The sequence below is a fragment of the Janthinobacterium rivuli genome (assembly GCF_029690045.1).
In the GTDB taxonomy this organism is placed as follows: domain Bacteria; phylum Pseudomonadota; class Gammaproteobacteria; order Burkholderiales; family Burkholderiaceae_D; genus Janthinobacterium; species Janthinobacterium rivuli.
Map to the genome: position 1 here is coordinate 2807834 of NZ_CP121464.1, position 20583 is coordinate 2828416.

The 20583-nt window shown below is 63.6% G+C and carries 20 protein-coding genes; 15 read left to right on the forward strand and 5 right to left on the reverse strand.

Annotated elements, in window-relative coordinates; genetic code table 11:
- Position 1 precedes the first annotated feature (1 nt).
- The 4 genes from P9875_RS12935 to P9875_RS12950 form a co-directional block, all read right to left on the reverse strand.
- Positions 2 to 400, reverse strand: a complete 399-nt coding sequence (locus P9875_RS12935) for a bacteriohemerythrin (protein WP_158301300.1) — start codon at positions 398 to 400, stop codon at positions 2 to 4.
- Between the two features lie 245 nt (positions 401 to 645).
- On the reverse strand, positions 646 to 801 hold the full coding sequence (locus P9875_RS12940; protein WP_176390698.1) for a hypothetical protein: 156 nt from the start codon (positions 799 to 801) through the stop codon (positions 646 to 648).
- A 151-nt stretch (positions 802 to 952) separates the two neighbouring features.
- Positions 953 to 1138: a hypothetical protein gene (locus P9875_RS12945; RefSeq protein ID WP_099402374.1), complete on the reverse strand. Its 186-nt coding sequence runs from the start codon at positions 1136 to 1138 to the stop codon at positions 953 to 955.
- 110 nt (positions 1139 to 1248) lie between these two features.
- Entirely contained in the window at positions 1249 to 3759 is a 2511-nt protein-coding gene (locus P9875_RS12950) for a sulfite reductase flavoprotein subunit alpha (protein ID WP_278318607.1), read from the reverse strand.
- 195 nt (positions 3760 to 3954) lie between these two features.
- Here P9875_RS12950 and P9875_RS12955 point away from each other — a divergent pair, with 195 nt between their 5' ends.
- The 3 genes from P9875_RS12955 to P9875_RS12965 all read left to right on the forward strand — a co-directional run bounded on the left by P9875_RS12955 (position 3955) and on the right by P9875_RS12965 (position 7333).
- Positions 3955 to 5055 carry a branched-chain amino acid aminotransferase gene (locus P9875_RS12955; RefSeq protein WP_278318608.1) on the forward strand — a complete coding sequence of 367 codons (1101 nt, stop codon included), beginning with the start codon at positions 3955 to 3957 and terminating at the stop codon, positions 5053 to 5055.
- Positions 5056 to 5123: 68 nt separating this feature from the next.
- The gene (locus P9875_RS12960) at positions 5124 to 5840 is read left to right on the forward strand and encodes a ribonuclease T2 family protein (protein ID WP_278318609.1); all 717 of its coding nucleotides are present in this window, start codon (positions 5124 to 5126) and stop codon (positions 5838 to 5840) included.
- A gap of 77 nt (positions 5841 to 5917) precedes the next feature.
- A complete protein-coding gene (locus P9875_RS12965; RefSeq protein ID WP_278318610.1) occupies positions 5918 to 7333 on the forward strand; it encodes an MFS transporter in 1416 nt (471 codons plus the stop codon).
- Positions 7334 to 7343: 10 nt separating this feature from the next.
- Here P9875_RS12965 and P9875_RS12970 read toward each other — a convergent pair whose 3' ends face one another.
- Positions 7344 to 8978 (reverse strand): acyl-CoA synthetase, encoded by a 1635-nt coding sequence (locus P9875_RS12970; protein ID WP_278318611.1) that lies wholly within the window; start codon positions 8976 to 8978, stop codon positions 7344 to 7346.
- 125 nt (positions 8979 to 9103) lie between these two features.
- Between P9875_RS12970 and P9875_RS12975 the strand changes: the two genes are divergently transcribed.
- The 12 genes from P9875_RS12975 to P9875_RS13030 all read left to right on the forward strand — a co-directional run bounded on the left by P9875_RS12975 (position 9104) and on the right by P9875_RS13030 (position 20553).
- Positions 9104 to 9805, forward strand: coding sequence for a Crp/Fnr family transcriptional regulator (locus P9875_RS12975; RefSeq protein WP_278318612.1), 702 nt, complete (start codon positions 9104 to 9106; stop codon positions 9803 to 9805).
- A 62-nt stretch (positions 9806 to 9867) separates the two neighbouring features.
- Complete coding sequence (locus tag P9875_RS12980; RefSeq protein ID WP_278318613.1) at positions 9868 to 10461, forward strand: hypothetical protein; 594 nt, start codon at positions 9868 to 9870, stop codon at positions 10459 to 10461.
- Between the two features lie 24 nt (positions 10462 to 10485).
- Entirely contained in the window at positions 10486 to 10884 is a 399-nt protein-coding gene (locus P9875_RS12985; RefSeq protein ID WP_278318614.1) for a DUF2946 domain-containing protein, read from the forward strand.
- Between the two features lie 61 nt (positions 10885 to 10945).
- Positions 10946 to 11542: an SCO family protein gene (locus P9875_RS12990; RefSeq protein ID WP_035817840.1), complete on the forward strand. Its 597-nt coding sequence runs from the start codon at positions 10946 to 10948 to the stop codon at positions 11540 to 11542.
- Between the two features lie 19 nt (positions 11543 to 11561).
- Positions 11562 to 12032 (forward strand): copper chaperone PCu(A)C, encoded by a 471-nt coding sequence (locus tag P9875_RS12995; RefSeq protein WP_278318615.1) that lies wholly within the window; start codon positions 11562 to 11564, stop codon positions 12030 to 12032.
- A 121-nt stretch (positions 12033 to 12153) separates the two neighbouring features.
- Positions 12154 to 12828, forward strand: a complete 675-nt coding sequence (locus P9875_RS13000; protein ID WP_278318616.1) for a CerR family C-terminal domain-containing protein — start codon at positions 12154 to 12156, stop codon at positions 12826 to 12828.
- The gene (locus P9875_RS13005; protein ID WP_278318617.1) at positions 12825 to 14033 is read left to right on the forward strand and encodes a multidrug effflux MFS transporter; all 1209 of its coding nucleotides are present in this window, start codon (positions 12825 to 12827) and stop codon (positions 14031 to 14033) included. The genes P9875_RS13000 and P9875_RS13005 overlap by 4 nt, the downstream gene beginning before the upstream one ends.
- Before the next feature lie 99 nt (positions 14034 to 14132).
- Positions 14133 to 15479, forward strand: a complete 1347-nt coding sequence (locus P9875_RS13010; protein WP_099402365.1) for a DUF3422 family protein — start codon at positions 14133 to 14135, stop codon at positions 15477 to 15479.
- Between the two features lie 182 nt (positions 15480 to 15661).
- Positions 15662 to 16768 (forward strand): hypothetical protein, encoded by a 1107-nt coding sequence (locus P9875_RS13015; protein ID WP_278318618.1) that lies wholly within the window; start codon positions 15662 to 15664, stop codon positions 16766 to 16768.
- A 59-nt stretch (positions 16769 to 16827) separates the two neighbouring features.
- Entirely contained in the window at positions 16828 to 18339 is a 1512-nt protein-coding gene (locus P9875_RS13020; RefSeq protein ID WP_278318619.1) for a hypothetical protein, read from the forward strand.
- Positions 18340 to 18406: 67 nt separating this feature from the next.
- Positions 18407 to 18799, forward strand: a complete 393-nt coding sequence (locus tag P9875_RS13025) for a BlaI/MecI/CopY family transcriptional regulator (RefSeq protein ID WP_278318620.1) — start codon at positions 18407 to 18409, stop codon at positions 18797 to 18799.
- Positions 18796 to 20553, forward strand: a complete 1758-nt coding sequence (locus P9875_RS13030) for a M56 family metallopeptidase (protein WP_278318621.1) — start codon at positions 18796 to 18798, stop codon at positions 20551 to 20553. The genes P9875_RS13025 and P9875_RS13030 overlap by 4 nt, the downstream gene beginning before the upstream one ends.
- Positions 20554 to 20583 lie beyond the last annotated feature (30 nt).

The following is a 20583-nucleotide window of genomic DNA, read 5'->3' on the forward strand; positions in this document are numbered from 1 at the left end:
TCTAGTTCGGCTGGCGCTGCACCAGTTCCAGCGCCGCCGCCAGGGCCAGGTCCATGGTGGCCTGATGGAAGATCAGCCATTGCGGCAACAGCGACAGCGCATGGCGCCCCTGTTCCAGGTCACCTTCATCGACGGCGGCCCAGGCATGGTGCAAGCCGCTGAGCACGCGCGCATGCTGTTCGCGGTGGTTGGCCAGCGAGGGAAAGCCGATTTGTTCCATCAAATCTTCTTCCTCGCGGAAATCGCGTTCGACGGCGGCAATCAGCTCGCGAAACGCCACGCTGAAATGTTGGTCGCCCAGTTGCTGCAGCCGCGCCAGTTCCTGAAACAGCGCTTCATGCGCCTCGTCGATGACGGGAACCCCCAGCGCCATCTCATCCTTCCAATGCGATTTACCCATGTTGATGCTCCAGGTTAAGTCCGTCCCGGTGCGAAGCGGACTGTTCCAGTGTGGACGCGGCGAAGAGGGAAATCCATGACTTGGATCAAATGTGCAGTGAAGAGCGTTTGAGGAAAACTAGAAAAACTGATCGGTGAAGAGAACAAATTCCCACCGGCAACAAAGCGGTTTTTGAATGTGAACGCCACTAGCGAGCTCCGCTGAAAGCAGCGCAGCCAGCGGCGTTTTCTCAGCCGCGCGTATTATTAATGCTTAGGCCAGTGAGCCCAAATGGCATGGGCATCGACATTCGGCACCTGCAGCTGCTGCCCGGCGGACAACTGCATCGTATCCCGTAACACGAGGGGCGCGAGCAGCAGGGCCGACAAGGCAAGGCAGGCCAGCACTTTGAGCGTCAACATGGTCGTCTCCCGGTGTCCCGGCGGCGGCGCGGGGATGCGGCGCCTGCCGGTCACTTCCTTATGCACTACCATGCTTGCAGTTTAGTTCATCTGGTCGTAACTTCAACTTATTGCTGTGGTGCACCGCACCAGTTCGCCTGTTGCCACAGGCTTATTTGGCCTTGCGGCTGCGCCGTGGCTTGCCTGTTGGCGGCAGAAAGGAATCGAACCACACTTGCGTCAGTTGCCGCGTATTTTTCGCCGCTTCGCGCTTGACGGCGGCCGTCGCATGGCCGCGCGCCGTGTTGGCGATGCGGTTGGCCGCGCTCAGGTACATGCTCATCCAGGGGTTTTTCATGGCTAGCCTCGCAGTCGGTGGGGGGAATGTCTCCACTCTATCCCGATGGCTGGCGCCGACAGTGCGCCTGCCCACATAGCCGGGCCGTGCTGGCGATGGGCTGAGGCAGATCAATACACGTCGCGGCGGTAGCGTCCGGCCGCCAGCAAGGCGTCGAGTCCCTCCTGGCCCAGCAATTCTTGCAGTACAGCATCGATTCCTGTGGCCATGCCTTGCAGGCTGCCGCACACGTAGACGATGGCGCCTTGCGCCAGCCACTCGCGCAGTTCATTCGCGCTGGCGCGCAGGCGATCCTGCACGTATTGTCGTTCACCATCGCGCGAAAAGACCTTGTCCAGGCGCGCCAGGTGGCCAGTGTCCAGCCAGCCTTGCAACTCTGCGCCGCAGACGCTGTCAAAAGCTTGCTGGCGCTCGCCAAACAGCAGCCAGTTGCGGGCCAGCCCCGCCCGCTGGCGCGCGCGCAGGTGCGCACGCAGGCCGGCCAGGCCGGAACCGTTGCCGATATATATGCAGGGCACGTCGACCAGGGCCGGCGCGAAGGCGGGATTGGCTTGCAGGCGCAGGCGGATGGGGCTGCCTAGCGGGGCGAAGCGCGTGAGCCAGCCGGAAGCGAGGCCATGGCCCTGGTTTTCCTCGCCCGCATGGCGCTCCTGGCGCACCAGTAATTGCAGTTCGCCGTCGGATGGCAGCGAAGCGAGCGAATAGCTGCGCGGCGCGTGATGGGCACTGTCGGGGTGGCTACCCTCGCCATCGCTGCCATCCGCGTTGCAGGGAATGATTTCCGCCAGCGCACCCGCTTCCCAGGTGGCGTCGGCCGGGCCCGTCAAGGTGATTTCATGTAGTTCGCCGCCCAGGCTGCCCGGGTTGAGCAGCACGCGGCGCGCCAGGCGCCACTCGGCATACGACGCTTCTTCCTGCACGCCGATGGCGTCGATGGCGCTGCCGCTGCAGCGGGCCAGCGCTGTGGACCAGCCGGCCAAGGCGGCGGGGTCGTGCTTGTCCACCTCGATCAAGGGGAACAGGGAAGTGGCGCCCAGCGCGTGCAATTGTTGCGCCAGTGCATGGCCAAAGCCGCAGAAGGCGCTGTAGTGGCGGTCGCCCAGGGCCAGCATGCCGAATTCCAGGCCGGCCAGCGGCGTGCCGGTGGTCGCTTGCAGCAGGCGCGCGAAGCGGCGCGTGCCGTCCGGCGCCTCGCCTTCGCCAAAGGTGCTGGCGACGATCAGAGCTCGTTGGTACTGGCGCAATTGTGCGGGATCAAAGCGGTCCAGCGATTGCACGTCGACGGCCACGCCCGCCTGCTGCAGTGCGCGCGCGCTTTCCAGGGCCAGGCGTTCGGCCTGGCCAGATTGGCTGGCGTAGGCGACGAGCGTCGGCAAGCCGGTATTTTGCTTGTTCGCTGCGCCGGCGCCCAGCATGGCGCGCTGCGCCTGCACAGCCCGCTTAGCCTTGCGGCGGCCCAGATACAGCATCCAGCCCGTGATGGCGAACAGGGGCAGACCCAGGCTGGCCACGGTGACGATGATGCGGCCCGGCAAGCCAAAATACGTGCCCATGTGCAGCGGATAAATGATGTTGACGAGGCGCGATCCCAGCGCCTGTTGGCTGTACGGTTCGCTTTCCGTGAGCGTGCCGTCGGCCGGTGCAATGCTCATGCGGCTGCGCGCCCGTTCGTGCGGCGCATCGCTGGCCAGCCACGTGAATTGCACGGCTTCGCCGGCGCGCGTGGGCAGGCGCACGCTGGCCAGGGTCCAGCCGGCGGCGTGCAGCTGGAAGCTGGTCCAGGCCAGGCTGATGTCGACGGCGGGCGCCTTGCCGCCGCCTTTTTTCGCGGGCGCCTGTGCCATCCTTGGCGGCTTGCCGGCCCAGGCGTCGATATTGTCGCGCACCACGTCGTAGCTCCAGTAAATGCCCGTCAGGGTCAGCGCCACGTAGACGACCAGGCACCAGGTGCCGGCCACGGCATGCAGATTCCACAAAAAGGAACGGCCTTTCAGGGCCGGATCGAAGGTCAGCCAGGTGCGCCAGTCCAGCGGACGGCGCGGCCAGCGCAGATACAGGCCGGACAGGGCTAACCCCAGCAGGCACAGGGCCAGCGCGCCCGCCACCTGGCGGCCCGGATCGCGCGGCAGCAGCAGCCAGCGGTGCAAGGACTCCGTCCACTCGAAAAATTCCGCGCCCGCCAGCGCCGGCTGGGTCGCGCCCGTGTACGGATGCAGGTAGATGGACTCGCCGCGCCGCTGGCCATTCTTCGGTGCGAAGAACAGCCGTGGCGCCGCGCCCGCTTCTGCATACATGGTGATCGAGGCTACGCGCTGGCCGTGTTCGGCGGCAGCAATGTTGCTCAGCTGGGCTGGCGTCAGCGGGGTGCGCGTTTCCACGGCGACGTGGCGCACGCCGGGATTCATGAGGTCCAGCAATTCATCCTTGAAGGCCAGGGTGGCGCCGCTCAGGCCAATGATCACCAGCACCGTGCCGGCCGTGATGCCGATAAACCAGTGCAATTGAAACCATACCTGCTTCCAGTTCCAGTACCGGCGTTGCTGTTGCGGGGCGGCAAGCTGGCGAGTCTGCGGCGCATCGTCGGCGCTGGCGCGTAACTGGGGAAGGGAGGAGGTGGTCATGGCGGCTTTCGATAGCGCCGCCATGCAGTGCGTCAGGCATGGCGGGAAGAAGGAAGGCTGACATTTTAACGCAAACGAGAATCATTCGCAAATGATGGTGCCCTGTTGTCACGTGGCGGGGGCCATCCCCGTTTGCCTGATTGGGTGCCATAGGCGCTACAATAGGGATACTGTTCACTAGTTCCCATTGCCGCCATGACCACTTCCACACCGAATCTCGTCGTCACCCCATCCGCCCACCCCCTGTCCGACGCCGAGCGCGCCGCGCGCATGGTCAATCCCGCCTTCGGCCGCATCTTCACCGACCACATGGTGGTGATTCCTTACCGTGACGGCAAGTGGCAGCAGGGTGAACTGAAAGCCTACGGCCCTTTGTCGCTGGACCCGTCCGCTTCGTCCCTGCACTACGGCCAGGCCATCTTCGAAGGCTACAAGGCGTTTGCCCAGCCTGATGGCAGCATCAAGACTTTCCGTCCGGAACAAAATGCCGAGCGTTTCAACCGCAGCGCCGCGCGCCTGGCCATGCCGGCCATTCCTGTCGAGCTGTTCCTGGAAGCGGGCGACGCGCTGATTGCGCAAGACCGCAACTGGGTGCCGAAGAATACGGGCGAGAGCCTGTACATGCGTCCGCTGATGATCGCCACCGACCCTTACCTGGGCGTGCGTCCGTCGGAAGAATACCTGTTCGTGCTGTTCGCCTCGCCAGCCGGCGCCTACTTCCCGAAAGGCGTGAAACCCGTTACCGTGTGGATCAGCGAAGACTTCGTGCGCGCCGCGCCGGGCGGCACTGGTGAAGCCAAATGCGCAGGCAACTACGCGGCGAGCCTGATGGCCCAGTCGCAAGCGCAAGAAAAGGGCTGCGACCAGGTCGTGTGGCTCGACGCCGTGCACCGCGAATTCATCGAAGAGATGGGCGGCATGAACCTTTTCTTCGTGTATAAAGATGGCGAGAAGATCACCGTCGTGACGCCTGAACTGACGGGCACTTTGTTGCCAGGCATCACCCGCCGCAGCCTGCTGGAAATGGCGAAAGACCTCGGCTATGCCACGGAAGAGCGTAAATTGTCCGTCCAGCAATGGCGCGACGACATCGCCTCGGGCCGCATGACCGAAGTGTTCGCCTGCGGCACGGCTGCCGTCATCACGCCCGTGGGCGTGGCCAAGGCCAATGGCTTTGAAATGACCATCAACAACAATGAAAACGGCGCCGTCACCCTGGCCCTGCGCGAAGCGTTGCTGGGTCTGCAACATGGCACGGCTGCAGACACCCACGGCTGGATGCACAAGGTCTGCTGATCAGCTTGCTTGATTGATACCGCGCCGGCACCCAGTTGCCGGCGTTTTTATATCTTGAAGGAATTATGATGAACATTCGCTCTGTCTTGCCCGCGCTGGCCGCCGCTTTCCTCAGCCTGTCCGCTGGCGCCGTCCACGCGGCGGACGCCAGCTGCGCCATTCCGCGCAACGTCAGCTATTACGATTACGACGTGAAGCCGTCGGACGAGAAAAACACGTGCTACAAGCAAAGCACGAACGTGCCCACCGATTACTTCATGCTGGCGCTGTCGTGGTCGCCGGGCTTTTGCGACAGCCAGCGCCGCCGTGGCGCAGTGTCAAAGAAGGCCGCCTTCCAGTGTGCCGAGAGCAACCAGTTCGGCTGGATCGTACATGGCCTGTGGGCGCAGTCGAACAATCCGGCCACCTGCGAAGATATTTCCGTGACGCCACCGCGGAAGACGGACATGCATCCGCGCTATTGCAAGGGCAATCTGCCGAAGCTGGCGCCCTCGGACATCTTGCCCTATATGTGCATGCAGCCGGGCGAAGCCTTGCTGCAGGGTGAATGGGAAAAGCATGGCGCCTGCGATTTCGATACCGCCAAGCAGTATTTCGAGAAGGAGCGCGAACTGTTCCAGGCCTTGAAGTTGCCGGATTCCACCATGCCGAAAAACGAGTTGTTCCAGTGGATGAAGCAGCACAACCCGCAATTGAAGGGCCGCTGGCTCGGCTATGAAAAGCACTCGGGCGAGTTGCGCATCTGTTATTCGAAAGATTTCAAGGTCATCGATTGCCAGAAGTAAGCTTGCCTGTCCTGCAGGTTTTTTGCATACATGCTAGTGTATTGCCCGGATCAGCAAGATGAACAGGTAGTGTATTTATGCAGCAGACTAGGCAGCGGCGCACGCAAGCCGTCATGGTAGGCGAGGACGGCTTGCCGCCCGGCGCCCGTTTATGGGCCATGCTGGCGCTGGCCATCGGCGTGGGCATGGCCTCGCTCGATACGGCCATTGCCAACACGGCCTTGCCGGCCATTGCCAGCGAGCTGCACACGACGCCGGCCGCTTCCGTCTGGATCGTCAACGTTTACCAACTGGCCATGGTGGCGACCCTGCTGCCGTTCTCGGCGCTCGGCGAAATCGCCGGCTACCGGCGCGTGTTCATCTCCGGCATGTTCCTGTTTACCTTGGCCTCGCTCGCCTGCGCGCTGGCCTGGTCCTTGCCCTCGCTGGTGGTGGCGCGGCTATTCCAGGGCGTCGGCGCCAGCGCCATGATGAGCGTCAACACGGCGCTGCTGCGCGCCCTGTATCCGAAACATTTGCTGGGCCGCGCCTTTGGCAACAATGCGCTGGTGGTGGCAGTCGCGTTCGCCATCGGCCCCACGGCTGCCTCGCTGATCCTGGCGACGGCATCGTGGCCATGGCTGTTCGCCATCAATGTGCCGCTGGGCGTGGCCGGCTTTTTCCTCGCCAGCCGCATGTTGCCGGCCACCAAATTGTCCGGCCACACCCTCGATGCGCGCACGGCGCTGTACAACGTGGGCGCCTTCGGCTTGCTCATTCTGCTGTTTGGCGACGCTGCCCATCATGCATCCAGCGCCGTCCTGCTGGCGGAACTGGTGGCCGTGGTGATCTTTTTTATTTTGCTGCTGCGCCGCCAGGCGGGGCACGCGGCGCCGATGCTGCCGATCGACCTGTTTCGCCGTCCATTATTCCTGCTGTCGTCGCTGACGGCCATCTGCACGTTTGCCGCGCAGGGCCTGGCTTTCGTCTCGCTGCCATTCTATTTTGAAGTGACACTGGGCCGCTCACCCGTCGAGACGGGCTTTTTGATGACGCCGTGGGCCGTGCTGGTGGCCGTGATGGCGCCCGTCGCGGGCCGCCTGAGCGACCGCTATTCTCCGGGCGTGCTGGGCGGCATCGGCCTGGCGGCGCTGGCCGGCGGCTTGCTGACCCTGGTGTGGATCCCGGCGCATCCGAGCGTCTTTGACATCGGCTGGCGCATGGCCTTGTGCGGCATCGGCTTCGGCTTTTTCCAGGCGCCGAATCTGAAAGCCATCATGGGCAGCGCGCCGCCCGAGCGGGCTGGCGGCGCCAGCGGCGTGGTGGCCACGTCGCGCCTGATCGGCCAAGCGACGGGCGCGGCGCTGGTCGCGTATTGCTTCACGGTTTCCGCCGCCAGAGGCACGACGTATGCGCTGTGCCTGGCGGCAGGATTTGCCGCCGTGGCCAGCATCGCCAGCTTCTCGCGCCTGGTGGTGGCGCAGCCGGCGTGGCTGACGGGCAAGCGCGACTGACTGGTATCGCTTAAACGTCGATGGCCTTGTCCGACTGCATGCGCTTGCGCAGTTCGAACTTCTGGATCTTGCCCGTCGACGTGCGGGGCAGGGGACCGAAATAAATGGCTTTCGGTACCTTGAAACCGGCCAGGTTGTTCTTGCAAAAGGCGATCAATTCCGCTTCCGTCACCGTGCCGCCCTCGCGCAGTTCGACGAACGCGCACGGCGTCTCGCCCCATTTTTCGTCCGGCTGGGCGATGACGGCGGCGGCCAGTACTTGCGGGTGGTGGTACAAGGCGTCTTCCACTTCCACGCTGGAAATGTTTTCTCCACCGGAAATGATGATATCCTTGCTGCGGTCCTTCAGCTTGATATAGCCATCCGGATACATGACGCCGAGGTCGCCCGTGTGGAACCAGCCGCCCGCGAACGCTTCCTGCGTCGCCTTTTCATTCTTCAGATAACCCTTCATGCAGATGTTGCCACGGAACATGATCTCGCCGATCTGTTCGCCGTCGGCCGCCACGGGCTGCATGGTGTCCGGGTCGATCACGGCCACGGCGCTTTGCAAGTGGTAGCGCACGCCTTGGCGCGATTTCAATACGGCCCGCTCTTCCTGCGACAGCGCCGCCCACTCGTCCTGCTCGGCGCAGATGGCGGCCGGGCCATACACTTCCGTCAAGCCATACGAGTGGATCAAGTCGAAACCCATGGCTTCGATCTTCGCCACCATGGCCGCCGGCGGCGGCGCGCCGGCCACCATGCCGCGCACGGTCCAGTCGATTCCTTCGCGCCAGTTGGCGGGCGCATTGGCCAGGGCCGCATGCACGATGGGGGCGGCGCAATAGTGGGTGATGCGCAATTCGCGCATCAGGTCGAACACGAGCTTTGGCTCGAACTTGCGCAGGCACACGTTGACGCCGGCGCGCGCGGCCACGGTCCACGGGAAACACCAGCCGTTGCAGTGGAACATGGGCAATGTCCATAAATACACGGCATGCTTGGGCATGTCCCACTCCAGTATGTTCGACAGGGCATTGAGGGCCGCGCCGCGGTGGTGGTAGACGACGCCTTTCGGATCGCCCGTGGTGCCGGACGTGTAGTTCAATGCGATGGCATCCCACTCGTCCGCTGGCGGTTGCCAGTCGTAATCGGGGTCGCCGCTGGCCAGCAAGGCTTCGTAGTCGAGCTCGGCAAATGCGTCCACTTCCGGTCCCAGCACGTCGTTGACCTGGATCACGCGCAAGCCGGGAATCTGCGCCGCCATCTGGCGCGCCAGTTCGGCAAATTCCGTGTCGGCCAGCAAGACTTTCGCCTGGCCATGGCGCAGCATGAAGGTCAGCGAAGCCAGGTCGAGGCGGATATTCAGGGCGTTGAGGACGGCGCCCGCCATCGGGACGCCAAAGCTCGCTTCCACCATGGCGGGGGTGTTCGGCAGCATCACGGCCACCGTATCGCCCGTGCCCACGCCCAGCTTAATCAAGCCTGAGGCGAGGCGGCGCGTGCGCGCATACGTTTCGCCCCACGTCTGGCGCAAGGCGCCATGTGCAATTGCCAGGCGATTGCCATATACTGCGGCTGCCCTGGCGATATAGTCGAGCGGGGTGAGGGCGGCGTAGTTGGCGCTGTTTTTGCCGAGGCCGGTGTTGAAATCAGCTGTCATGCTTGTCTCCTGGTAAAAGAATCTTGTAGCTCCCTGTTTCGGGATTGATACCGGTTAGCATAGCACCGGTGCTGGAAAATCACTGTCATCTTAGTGACAGCTGACGTGTGAAATTGAAGGATGGAATGGACAGCAACGATAGTGTAGAACGTACGATGCCGGAATTCGACAGCCACGACTGGTTCACGGCCCTCGATACCCGGCATCAGACCCTGTTGCGCGCCGGCAGCGTGCTCCGGCATGTCGAGGCGGGCGCCTTCATCACGCGGCGCGGCGAACCGTCGGCGCACTGGATAGGCGTGCACACGGGCTTGATCAAGCTGGCCGTCTACAACGCCGATGGGCGCGGCGCCACGTTTTCCGGCGTGCCGGCGGGCGGCTGGTGCGGCGAGGGCAGCGTGCTCAAGCGCGAACTGCGCCGCTACGACGTGGTGGCCGTGCGCGCATCGGGCATCCTCCTCGTGCCGGTGGACCTGTTTCACCTGCTGCTGGCCGAAAGCCTTTCCTTTAACGCCTTCGTCATCCGCCAGCTGAACGAACGCATGGGCCAGTTCATCGCCACCATCCAGAACCAGCGCCTGCTGGCCGTCGACGCGCAAGTGGCGCAAGCGATCGCGCAACTGTTCCACCCCATGTTATATCCGCGCACTTCCAGCGTGCTTGAGCTGTCGCAGGAAGAAATCGGCTTGCTGACCGGCATTTCGCGCCAGCGCGTGAACCAGGCACTGGGCCACTTGGCCGCATTAAACCTCATCAGCATCGCCTACCAATCGATCCGCGTCGTCGACCTCGACGGCTTGCGCCGTTATGGCGTAGCGTCGCTGTGATGACAGACTGCTTGCGCGATGTATGGCATGCTGGCGGCTCGTTCACCATATTGACCTGACGCATGGCCCTCGTTTCCGATCATCCCTTGCACCTGCTGGGCTTGCGCTTTCCGCTGCGGCTGCGCGTCACCGTGCGCCAGGGTTTTGTCACTTTGCACAATGAAATCACCACCAAGAAACTGGCCAGCGGCGACAGTTTCGTCGTGCCCGCCTTCTTGCGCTTCGCCTGCGACGTGATGCCGGGGCGGGGCAAGCCGGCCGTGTTCACCCTGGCGCTGGAAGACGATGAACCCGATGGCGGCCACGGCGGCGGCAAGCGCTGGAGCCAGGCGCTGGCGCAGCATATCTTTGATACGCCGCAAGGCAAGTGGACGGCGGCGCGCCTGGCGACCCTGTGGCAAGTGACGCCGCACAAGGCCCGGGCGCGCCTGTTTTCCGAGGGTGAGGCATTATTGAGCCTGGTGCGCGAGCAGCGCCTGGCGCACGCGCTGCACACGGCGGCGCAAGCGGACGCCGATGGCGAACAGGGCGAGCGCGACCTGGCACAAGTGGCGGCCGGCTCCGGCTTTGCCTCGATCCCCGCGTTTTGCGACGCTTGCGTGGACGTGGCCGGCGTGCGCCCGAGCCTGTTCCTGCGCGGGCCGGCGCCCGGATAGCCAGACTCCGTTATAATCGGGGCCATGGGATCATTATTGAAGCGCAAACAGTGGCATATGTGGTTCGCCTGCCTGGCGATACTGCTCAATGCGCTGTCGCCATCCCTGTCGTATGCCTTTGCTTCGCTGCACGCGAACGCGAACAATGCCGCCGTCGACATCTGCTCGGCCAGCGGCGCCGTCTATACGCAGGCGGACCTGGCGCCAGCCGCCACATCCACCACCGGTTCCGTGCTGCACCACATCGAGCATTGCCCATTCTGCATGAGCCATGCGGGCAGCGTGGGTTTGCCGCCGTCGTCAGCATCGCCGCTGCCCGTCATTACGGGCCACGACCTGTATCCGCCCCTGTTTTACCAGGCGCCGCAGGCCCCGTTCGCGTGGCTGGCCGCCAGCCCGCGCGGTCCCCCTTCAGCTGCCTGAACACCCAGTCACGCCTTCCACGTCTTAACCGTATCCACTACGCCCCTCGGGCCAGAATGCCATGAAACGTCGTCTTTTCCTTCTCGCCGGTACGGCGGGATTGCTTACGCTTGCCGCTTGCGAACCAGCGCCGAAACCCCATTACAACGGCCTCGACCTGACGGGAGGCGATTACAAGCCCGACTTCAAGTTGAGCGGCCCCGACGGCAAGGTCTACACCCTGGCCGATTTCAAGGGCAAATATGTGATGGTCTTCTTTGGATTCACGCAATGCCCGGACGTGTGCCCGACAGCCCTGTCGCGCGCGCTGGAAATCCGCCAGAAACTGGGCGCCGATGGCGATAAATTGCAGGTAATCTTCATCAGCATCGACCCCGAGCGCGACACACCCGAGTTGCTGGGCGAATACATGCGCGCCTTCGACCCCAGCTTCCTCGGCTTGCGCACGGACCCGAAGAACACGGCGCAGACGGCCTTCAATTACAAGGTCTTCTACCGCAGAGTGCCGAGCGGCAGCTCGTACACGATGGATCACACGGCCATCAGCTATGTGCTCGATGCCGAGGGACGCATGCGCCTGGGCTTGAAGCACCAGTTGACGGGCGACGAGTGCGTGCAGGATATCAAGACCCTGATGAAATCGAAATACACCTTATAACCATACCGAGGAAATAATCATGACCCATTTGAAAACCCTGCTGGCCACGGCCCTGACCGTGCTGTCCTTCTCCGCCATCGCACAAACCAGCGTGCAGATTTCCGACCCGTGGGTGCGCGCCACCGTGCCGCAGCAAAAAGCCACGGGTGCCTTCATGCAGATCACGGCGCCGAAAGCCATGCGCCTGCTGGAAGTGCGTTCTCCCGTGGCCGGCGTGGCGGAAATCCATGAAATGAGCATGACGGACAATATGATGCGCATGCGCCAGGTCAAGGAAATCGCCTTGCCAGCCGGCAAAGCCGTCGAGCTGAAGCCGGGCGGCTACCACGTGATGCTGCTGGACCTGAAAGGGCAGGTGAAGGCGGGCGACAAGATCCCGCTGACCCTCGTCGTTGAAGGCGAGGACAAGCACCGTGTAACCATCGAAGTCAATGCCGTGGCCCGTCCGCTGGGCGCCACTTCGGCCCCGATGCCTGCCATGAAGCACTGATCGCCATCATTCTGGCCAGAAGCCCGGTTCGCCGGGCTTTTTTGCGCCCGCCTGAAAGTTAAACGGTTGTTTGATATAATTCCGCACAATATTAAACATCTGTTTAAATAATGGGAATGGCATGACGCAAGACAAGGGAAACGAAAGAGAAAGCGAACCGGCGCGCGCGCGCATCCTGCAGGCGGCGGTCCAGCTGTTTGCCGATGAGGGCTACAAGCTCGCGTCCGTGCGCAGGATCTGCGAGGCGGCCCACGTCAACGTGGCGATGGTCAATTACTATTTTCATGGCAAGGAAGAGCTGTACCTGGCCGCTTTTGATTATGCGCGCGAGCTGGCGCAGGCCTCGGCTGCGGACGTGGCCGCCGCCAGCGCGCAGGCGCAGCTGCCGCCCGTGGAACAGTTGCGCCTGGCCATAGAAGCGCTCGTCTCCGACATGCTGCGCTCCGGTTCCGCGTCCCTGTTCAGCCGCCTGGTGGCGCGCGAACTGATCGAGCCGACGGCCGCCATCCACAAGCTGGCCGAGCGCAATGTGCGCCCGCAGCATGCGCTGTTCACTCGCTTGATCCGTGGCGTGGTGGGGCCGGCCATGCCCGCCGATGTGGTGCAGAAATGCGTGTTCAGCGTGATTGGCCAGGTGGTGTTCTATGCCCGTTCGCGCATCGTGCATGAACTGGTGGTGCCGGAAATCACCTATGACGAGGCGGGTATCGCCGATATCGCCCGGCACATTGCCGCCTTCTCGCTGGCGGCCCTCGACGGCTTGCGCCGCCAGCATGTTGCGCAGGAGCTTGCATGAAGGCCCGCAACCTGACCCTGGTGCTGGCCGGGCTGGCCATGCTGGGCCCGTTCGCCACCGATACCTTCTTGCCGTCGTTTCCCGCAATCGGCACGCATTTCGATGTCAGCAGCGTGCTGGTGCAGCAGACCCTGAGCGTCTACCTGGCCGCCTATGCCTTCATGACCTTGTTTTATGGCACCTTGTCCGACTCGTTCGGCCGCCGTCCCGTGATTCTCGCTTCGCTGCTGCTCTTTGCCGTCGGCTCCATCGGCGCCGCGTTCGCGCCCAGCTTTGGCTGGCTGCTGTTCTTCCGCGGCATGCAAGGCGCCTCGGCGGGGGCGGGCAGGGTCATCGGCCAAGCCATCGTGCGCGACAGCTTGTCGGGCGCGGCCGCGCAAAAGATGCTGGCCAATATCATGATGGTGTTCGGCATCGCGCCAGCCATCGCGCCCATCATCGGCGGCTGGCTGCACGTGGCCTACGGCTGGCAGTCGACGTTTGTGTTCACCTTTGCCGTCACGGTGCTGCTGGCGCTGGCCTGCCTGAAAGGCTTGCCGGAAAGTTTGGCAGTCGAGCAGCGCCAGCCTTTCCACCCAGGCAATATCGCGCGCAATTACTGGCTGGCCTTGCGCCACCGGGCGTTCCTGCTGCGTTCGCTGGCCGTGGCCTTCGCCTTTGGCGGCTTCGCCCTGTACATCGCGTCCGCCCCGCATTTTATTCTGGAACTGCTGCATCTGCCGGAAACGGCCTTCGGCTGGATGTTCATCCCCATGGTGGCCGGCCTGGTGGGCGGCTCGGCGCTGTCGGGCAAGCTGGCGCATGCCGTGAAAAGCGCCGTGCTGGTGCGCTGGGGCTTGCTGGCCATGGCGGCCACGGGTGCGCTCAATATTGCATACAACCACTGGTTTGCGGCCAGCATCCCGTTCGCCGTCGTGCCCGTGATGCTGTACGCGTTCGGCATGTCGCTGGCTTTGCCGGGCATGACCATGTCGACGCTTGACATTTTCCCGCAGATGCGGGGCCTGGCCGCGTCCCTGCAAAACTTCGTGCAAATGCTGGTGTTTGCGCTGGTGTCCGGTTTTGTCGCACCGTTGCTGTTCGACAGTGCGTTCAAGCTGGCACTGGGACAGGCTTCGGCCGTGGTGCTGGCCGCCGCGTTCTGGTGGCTGGGCAGCCGCCAGGAGGCGGAACAGGGTGCGATGGGCGTTGCCAAAACGGCATGAGCGAAGTTTGGAAAGGTAGGCATGCTTCCTGCTTTGTTACACTGTGACAATCAGACCCGCGCGGGTCTAAGCAGTTTTGCAACTTTACCTTTGGCTATCATGCACTTGATTAACTCCAGTTTGAACCACGCCTTGCGCGTGCCGCTGGCTGCGGAAATCCACTCGCGGCCGTTTTTGCAGCTCGACGCCCCCGAGCTGATCACCCATCTGGCCGTGTATAAAGATGACAGTGTGGCGTCCGGTGCGTCGAATATGGCGGCCCAGCACGCCACCCTGGCGGCCCTGTGCACGCATTTCGGCGTCACGCCGCCCGCCGCCGAAGCCAAGTATTTTTATTATGACTTTGGCCGCTTCCGCCTGAAATGGGAATGCCACACGGAATTTGCCACGTTTACCTTCGCCGAGCATCCTGGTGCCGCCTTGCCTCTGGAGCAGGCGTTCGAGCGCATGCCCCTGGAACAGTTGCCGCAGCAGTGGCTGGTGGGCTTGAAGGGCAAGCTGATGGTGGCGGCCCACGTGGTGCTGGAGCAGGCGACGGAACCGGCCGAAATCTTCATGCAGGGCTTGTCGCGCGTGTTCGAGGGCAATACCCTGGCCGGCAGCAAGGTGCTGCAGGGCGGCGAATTGTGGACGGATTTCACGATCCAGTCCGACGGCTTCAGCCGTTTCGTCATCCGCGACGCGGGCATGCGCTCGCAGCAGTCGGGCCGTTTGGTGCAGCGCGTGCTGGAAATCGAAACCTACCGCATGATGGCCTTGCTGGGCTTGCCTTACGCCATGCAGGCGGCGCCATCGTTGAACGCCATCGAAAACGAACTGGCCACCCTGGCCGCCGCCATGGTCGATACGGACGACGCGCCAGGCCTGGCCAAGAGCGACGACGGTGTCTCCGAGCAAGCCTTGCTCGACCGCATCACGCGACTGGCGGCCCGCATTGAAAAGCTGTCGCTCGACAATAGCTACCGTTTTTCCGCTTCGAAAGCCTACATGGGCCTCGTGAAAGCGCGCATCGACGAGTTGCGCGAGGTGCGTATCGAAGGCATCCCGACGGTTGAGGAATTCATGGATCGCCGCCTGACACCGGCCATGAATACGTGCGAAGCGATGGCCAGCCGGCAGGAAGCGATGGCGCAGCGTATTGCCAACACGAATGACTTGCTGCGCACGCGCGTGGGCATCGTGCAGGAATTGCAAAACCGGCAAATCCTGCAATCGATGAACGCCCGCGCCGCGCAGCAGCTGCAACTGCAGCAGGCGGTGGAAGGCTTGTCGGTTGCCGCCATTTCCTATTACGTGATCGGGCTGTTCAGCTACACGGGCAAGGCGGCCAAGGTGATGGGCTTGCCCGTGAATCCGGAAATCCTCGTCGGCGCCCTGGTGCCATTCGTGGCAGCCGCCGTGTGGCTGGGCCTGCGCCGCATGCACCACAAGCTGCACACGAACTGAACAGGACGACGCTGCGCTGTCATTTTTGCTATCTTTCAACATTCGACCGTCAGGTATTGTTGAAAGGATGCAGAGTGCCAGCGAATGTTGCCGATGTGCTTAATGAATATGTTTCCAGGCGCCAGCTTGTCGATGAAGCGAGACAACGGCAATTCAATGCGCCTGTCGGTGACGAGGATGTAATGGTTGGCGGGCAATTATTGCCGCCATATACGTCCAGGATCGACGACAGCATCTTGCAAACGGTCAGCGAGTTGTCCGAGCTGGACCGCCTGCCACGGCTGATGCGCCTCGCCACACGCCACGGCACTCTTGAACTGATGGAGTATGTTGCCCGGCATCCTTTCCTGCATGAACTGAGCTGGCAATCGTCCACCGTCAGCGAGCCCGATTTTAGCCAGAGCAATCTGGCGCGCCTGAACGTGGATCTGACAGGCGTCACATGCCTGAAGCTCAATCCTGTCCTGCATTCCCTGGCCTTGCGCGGGGCGCCTTCACCCGGGCTGCGCATAATTGATGGCCATGAGGGGCAGTTTCTGGCCCTGGAATGCGAGCAAGGCGTGCCGCCGTTCTCCGGTCTCGACCGGGTCGCTGATTTGTCGCTGGTCGGGGTGAGGGAACTCGACCTGGCCGCATTGGCGCAGCGCTTTCCTGGGCTGCGGCAGTTGCGTATCTGGGGCAAGCCGGGCATGCTTGCCCATCTGCCCGCCATCGCGCAACTGAAACAGTTGCAGACGTTCACCGCTGACAATCTGTTCGGCTACGGCGCCGACGATATTCCGTCCGCCGCTCAATTGCCGCAGCTTGCCACCTTGTCGATGAACAGCCTGCCGGACGACGCGGCCAAGGCCATCAAGGCCAACTTCAGGCAGGCGGCGGCTCAGGGACTGGAACTGCGCATTAGCAAGCCGCGCAAGCCGGAATGGCTGGCTGAAAACCTGCTCAATCCCTTCCGCGACTGGGATGGCCGTGCGAATATTTCCGCCACCCAGGCGAAAAAGGCGGCGCAAGCCTACAAACAGCTGTTGGCCGGCACCCGCGCGATCGATGCGGCGATGGACGCCGCCAGCGTGGCCGAGGTGCTCAGTGCGATGATTGACGCCTATGTCGGCGTGTTCAATCAGCTCGATCGGCGCGCCCGCATAATCGAAACGGTGGAGCGCGAAGAGATCGGCACGGCGCTGGCGGGCCTGTTGGAGCCGCTGGTGCGGCGGTTGGGGGAACGGGGTGTGGCGCTGGCCGATGAGGCGGTGCTGCTGCAACGGTTCGATGCACTGCGCGAATTTTAGCGTGAAGACGGCGCATCCCACCCTGCCGGGACAGCTCCCTATTTAAAAAGGAAATTAGAGTGCTAGCAAATGTCGGAGATATCTACAGTGTGTTTTCAACGGAGCTGCAGCAGTACGTGGCTTGCCAGATCACCCGCATCAAGGATACGTCATCGTCCAGGCCGGTAGCTGCCGTGCTGGAGCTGGACTGGACCGGTGACGCCTTGCCCGATGCGGCGGCCGTGCAAGCCATGCGGCCGCTGCTGTGCGACTATTTCTTCTGGAATAATCGCCACGACCATTGCTATGCCACGGCGAACGTGCCGCCTGGCCATACTCTCGTTGGCAATATCGCGCCGCTGGTCGATGTGGAAGTCAACAGCTACCGCAGCGGCTGGAACGTGGGCGACAGCGTGCTGCGCCAGCGCAACTGGGAGCGCATCGATCCGTTGCGGCGCCAGCGGTTCAAGGCCGCGTCGGCCGAGCGTGAAGTAACAGTCGGCGGCCAGGTCTTCCGCCAGGACGCGACGAAAATCGATGACAGCATCTTGCAGGCGCTGGACGACGTGTCCGAGCTGGAGCAACTGCCTTGCCTGATGTCCATCGAGACCAGCAATGGCACGCAGGCTCTGATGGAGTTTATCCAGGGCAATCCCTTCATCAATGAGCTGCACTGGCAGTCATCGACGGTGCATGCGCTCGATTTCAGCGGCAGCGGCGTGAGCCGGCTGATCCTGCAGCCCGATGGCGTTACCAGCCTGGTCTTGAACGAAGGCCTGGGCCTGCTCGCGTTGCGCGGCGCGCCGTCGCCGGCGCTGCGCATCAAGGATGGCGCCGATGGCCGCCATCTGACACTGCAGTGCACGCAGACGCTGCCGCCGTTCCACGGTCTTGACCAGCTGGGCGGCCTGTCGCTGGTCAGCATGAAGGAAGTCGACCTGGCGCAAGTGGCGCAGCGCTTTCCCCATCTGACGACCTTGCGCATCTGGGGCAAGCCGGGGCTGGCGTCGCAGATGGCCAGCCTGGCGCAGCTGACCCAGCTGCGGATGTTCACCGCCTATGATCTGTTCGGCTACACGGCGCAAGAGTTTCCATCAGCCACGCAATTGCCGCAGTTGTCGGCCTTATGGCTGACCAGCTTGCCCGCCGATGTGGCCAAGGCCGTCAAGGCCGGCTACAAGAGGGCGGCGGCGCTGGGACTGGACTTGTCGGTGAGCAAGGCGCGCAAGCCGGAATGGCTGGCGGACAACCTGCTCAACCCCTTCCGCGACTGGGATGGCCGCGAGCATATTTCCCCCGCGTATGCGAAAAAGGCGGCGCTGGCCTACAAGAACATGCTGGCCGTAACGCGCGGCATCGATGCCGCCATTGACGCGACGGCGGCCGCCGCCGCGCTGGAAGCGATGGTCACCGCCTATGTGGATGCATTCAACAAGATCGAGCGGCGCGCCAGCATCATCGAGACGGTCGAGCGTGAGGAAATCTATACGGTGCTGGCCGAACTGCTGGTCGAGCTGGCGCAGCAACTGGGGCCGGCGCTGGTCGACGAGGCGGCCTTGCTGGAGCTGTTCGACCGCTTGCGCGAGTTCTAGGACCATCGCCAGGCATTCTAGAAAAAAAGTTCTAGACATTGAGTTCTAGAATCGGTATTCTGGCGGCATGTTAAAAAATACCTCCACTCCCCATCCCACGGCCGCCGAACTGGACCTGCTGCGCATCCTGTGGCAACGCGGTCCGTCCGACGCGCGCGCCGTGTATGACGCCTTGGCCGGTGAGCGTGCCGACGCCAGTTATGCCACCGTGTTGCGCCAGTTGCAGCTGATGCATGGCAAGGGCTTGCTGAGCCGAAATGAAAGCCAGCGGCCGCAGCTGTATGCGGCCGTCGAAGCGCAGGAAAAGTTACAGACCAGCTTGCTCAAGGATTTGATCGGCAAGGTGTTTTCCGGTTCCGGCAAGGCGCTCGTGCTGACGGCGCTGCGCGAGCACGTGAGCGATGCGGAACGCCTGGAAATTGAAAAAATCCTGCGCAGCAAGGACGGCGGGGCGCCATGAACCTGGACGCGAGCTTGGGCATTGAGTTGGGCAAGCTTGTCCCTGCGCTGGGCTGGGTCTTGCTGTATTTTGTCTGGCAGGGCGTGATCGTCGGCGCAATGTCCGCCGTCCTGCTGTGGCTGCTGCGCCACGCCAGCGCGCGCTGGCGCTATGCCGTTTGCGCGCTGGCGCTGCTGCTGTGCTTGTGCATTCCTACCGTCCACCTGCTCTCGCTCCTGTCCGGCACAGCGCTGGTCCAGCTGCCCATGGCCGCGCCGCCCGCCTGGCGTGCCGCGCTGCAAGCGTGGATGCCGGCCCTGGTGCTGGCCTGGAGCGCCGGCGTTGGCCTGATGAGCTTGCGGCTGTGCCTGGGCCTGGCCTGGGTCGGCAAGCTGCGCCGCCAGGCGGTGGCCGCACCCGCCATCTGGCAGGCGCGCCTCGATGCGCTGGCGCAGCGCATGGGCTTGCACGGGCGGCCGCCGCTGAAGCTGCACGCTGGGCTGGCCAGTCCCGTCACCGTGGGCTTCTGGCGCCCCGTCGTCCTGCTGCCGGCCGCCTTGCTGAGCGGCATGCCCGTCGCCTTGCTCGAAGCGCTGCTGGCGCATGAGCTGGCGCACGTGCGGCGCTGGGATTACCTGGTCAATCTGTTGCAAAGCGTGGCCGAGGCGCTGCTGTTTTTTCACCCCGTCGTCTGGTGGCTGTCGGCGCGCATGCGGGCCGAACGGGAACAGGTGGCCGACGCCCTGGCCGCGCAAGCGCTAAAAGATCCGCAGCAGCTGGCCACGGCCCTGCATGCGCTGTCCTTGCAGACGGCCGCGCCAAACCATTCCGGTTTGCTGATGTCGGCCCGGGGCGGGGCATTGCTCACACGCATAGAACGCCTGATGGCGCCCGGCCTGGACAGCGGCAGCTGGAAGATGGCCGTGCCCGCCTTGCTGCTGGCCTGCGCCACCTTGCTGCTGCAGACGCAGGGCAAGCCCGAAGTCAGCGGCGAGATCCTTGCCGAGGCCGCCGCCGGCATGCTGGACTTGCCCGTCAGCGCGAAACACATGCTGGTGTTCGATGACGCCAGCGGCAAGGTGCTGATGGCGAAAGACGCGGACGCCGTCGTGCCGATCGCCTCGATCACCAAGCTGATGACGGCCATGGTGGTGCTCGACGCAGGGCAGGATAAGGAAGAGCAAGTGCGCATCGTGCGCGCCGATGGCGATGCATCCTTGCAGCGCCACAGCCTGCTGGCCGATGGCGTGGCCGTGTCGCGCGGCGCGCTGTTGCAACTGGCGCTGCTGCCGTCTGAAAACCGCGCCGCCGCCGCGCTGGCGCGCACCTATCCGGGCGGCAGCGCGGCTTTTAATGACGCCTTGCAAGCAAAGATCCGCCACCTGGGCTTGAGGCGCACCTCGCTGACGGACCCCGACGGCAGTTCGCCCGCGAATACGTCCACGGCCAGCGAGGTGGCAAAGATCGTCGCGGCGGCCGCGCGCTATCCGGACATCGCGCGCATCACCAGCCACCCGCAAGCGAGCGTGGCCGTCAATGGCAAGCTGCGCACCTTGCACAACACCAACCCGCTGGTCGGTGGCAAAGGCTGGGACATTGTGCTGTCGAAAACGGGCAGCAGCCATGAGGCGGGCAGCTGCCTGACCATGCGCATGCGCAGCGGCGGCAAGCACGTCACCGTGGTGCTGCTGGACGCCGCCGGCGCGCAGCGGCGCTCGCTCGACGCCGGACACATCCGCGACACCCTGGCCGACAGGACCGGCCGCATGCATTGATACCCCCCCCCCGGGCGCGCCAGTGCGGGC

Bases quoted from the DNA above. Each gene is read 5' to 3' on its own strand.
- P9875_RS12935 (WP_158301300.1), bottom strand. From the start codon at position 400: ATGGGTAAATCGCATTGGAAGGATGAGATGGCGCTGGGGGTTCCCGTC.
- P9875_RS12940 (WP_176390698.1), bottom strand. From the start codon at position 801: ATGTTGACGCTCAAAGTGCTGGCCTGCCTTGCCTTGTCGGCCCTGCTG.
- P9875_RS12945 (WP_099402374.1), bottom strand. From the start codon at position 1,138: ATGAAAAACCCCTGGATGAGCATGTACCTGAGCGCGGCCAACCGCATC.
- P9875_RS12950 (WP_278318607.1), bottom strand. From the start codon at position 3,759: ATGACCACCTCCTCCCTTCCCCAGTTACGCGCCAGCGCCGACGATGCG.
- P9875_RS12955 (WP_278318608.1), top strand. From the start codon at position 3,955: ATGACCACTTCCACACCGAATCTCGTCGTCACCCCATCCGCCCACCCC.
- P9875_RS12960 (WP_278318609.1), top strand. From the start codon at position 5,124: ATGAACATTCGCTCTGTCTTGCCCGCGCTGGCCGCCGCTTTCCTCAGC.
- P9875_RS12965 (WP_278318610.1), top strand. From the start codon at position 5,918: ATGCAGCAGACTAGGCAGCGGCGCACGCAAGCCGTCATGGTAGGCGAG.
- P9875_RS12970 (WP_278318611.1), bottom strand. From the start codon at position 8,978: ATGACAGCTGATTTCAACACCGGCCTCGGCAAAAACAGCGCCAACTAC.
- P9875_RS12975 (WP_278318612.1), top strand. From the start codon at position 9,104: ATGGACAGCAACGATAGTGTAGAACGTACGATGCCGGAATTCGACAGC.
- P9875_RS12980 (WP_278318613.1), top strand. From the start codon at position 9,868: ATGGCCCTCGTTTCCGATCATCCCTTGCACCTGCTGGGCTTGCGCTTT.
- P9875_RS12985 (WP_278318614.1), top strand. From the start codon at position 10,486: ATGGGATCATTATTGAAGCGCAAACAGTGGCATATGTGGTTCGCCTGC.
- P9875_RS12990 (WP_035817840.1), top strand. From the start codon at position 10,946: ATGAAACGTCGTCTTTTCCTTCTCGCCGGTACGGCGGGATTGCTTACG.
- P9875_RS12995 (WP_278318615.1), top strand. From the start codon at position 11,562: ATGACCCATTTGAAAACCCTGCTGGCCACGGCCCTGACCGTGCTGTCC.
- P9875_RS13000 (WP_278318616.1), top strand. From the start codon at position 12,154: ATGACGCAAGACAAGGGAAACGAAAGAGAAAGCGAACCGGCGCGCGCG.
- P9875_RS13005 (WP_278318617.1), top strand. From the start codon at position 12,825: ATGAAGGCCCGCAACCTGACCCTGGTGCTGGCCGGGCTGGCCATGCTG.
- P9875_RS13010 (WP_099402365.1), top strand. From the start codon at position 14,133: ATGCACTTGATTAACTCCAGTTTGAACCACGCCTTGCGCGTGCCGCTG.
- P9875_RS13015 (WP_278318618.1), top strand. From the start codon at position 15,662: ATGGTTGGCGGGCAATTATTGCCGCCATATACGTCCAGGATCGACGAC.
- P9875_RS13025 (WP_278318620.1), top strand. From the start codon at position 18,407: ATGTTAAAAAATACCTCCACTCCCCATCCCACGGCCGCCGAACTGGAC.
- P9875_RS13030 (WP_278318621.1), top strand. From the start codon at position 18,796: ATGAACCTGGACGCGAGCTTGGGCATTGAGTTGGGCAAGCTTGTCCCT.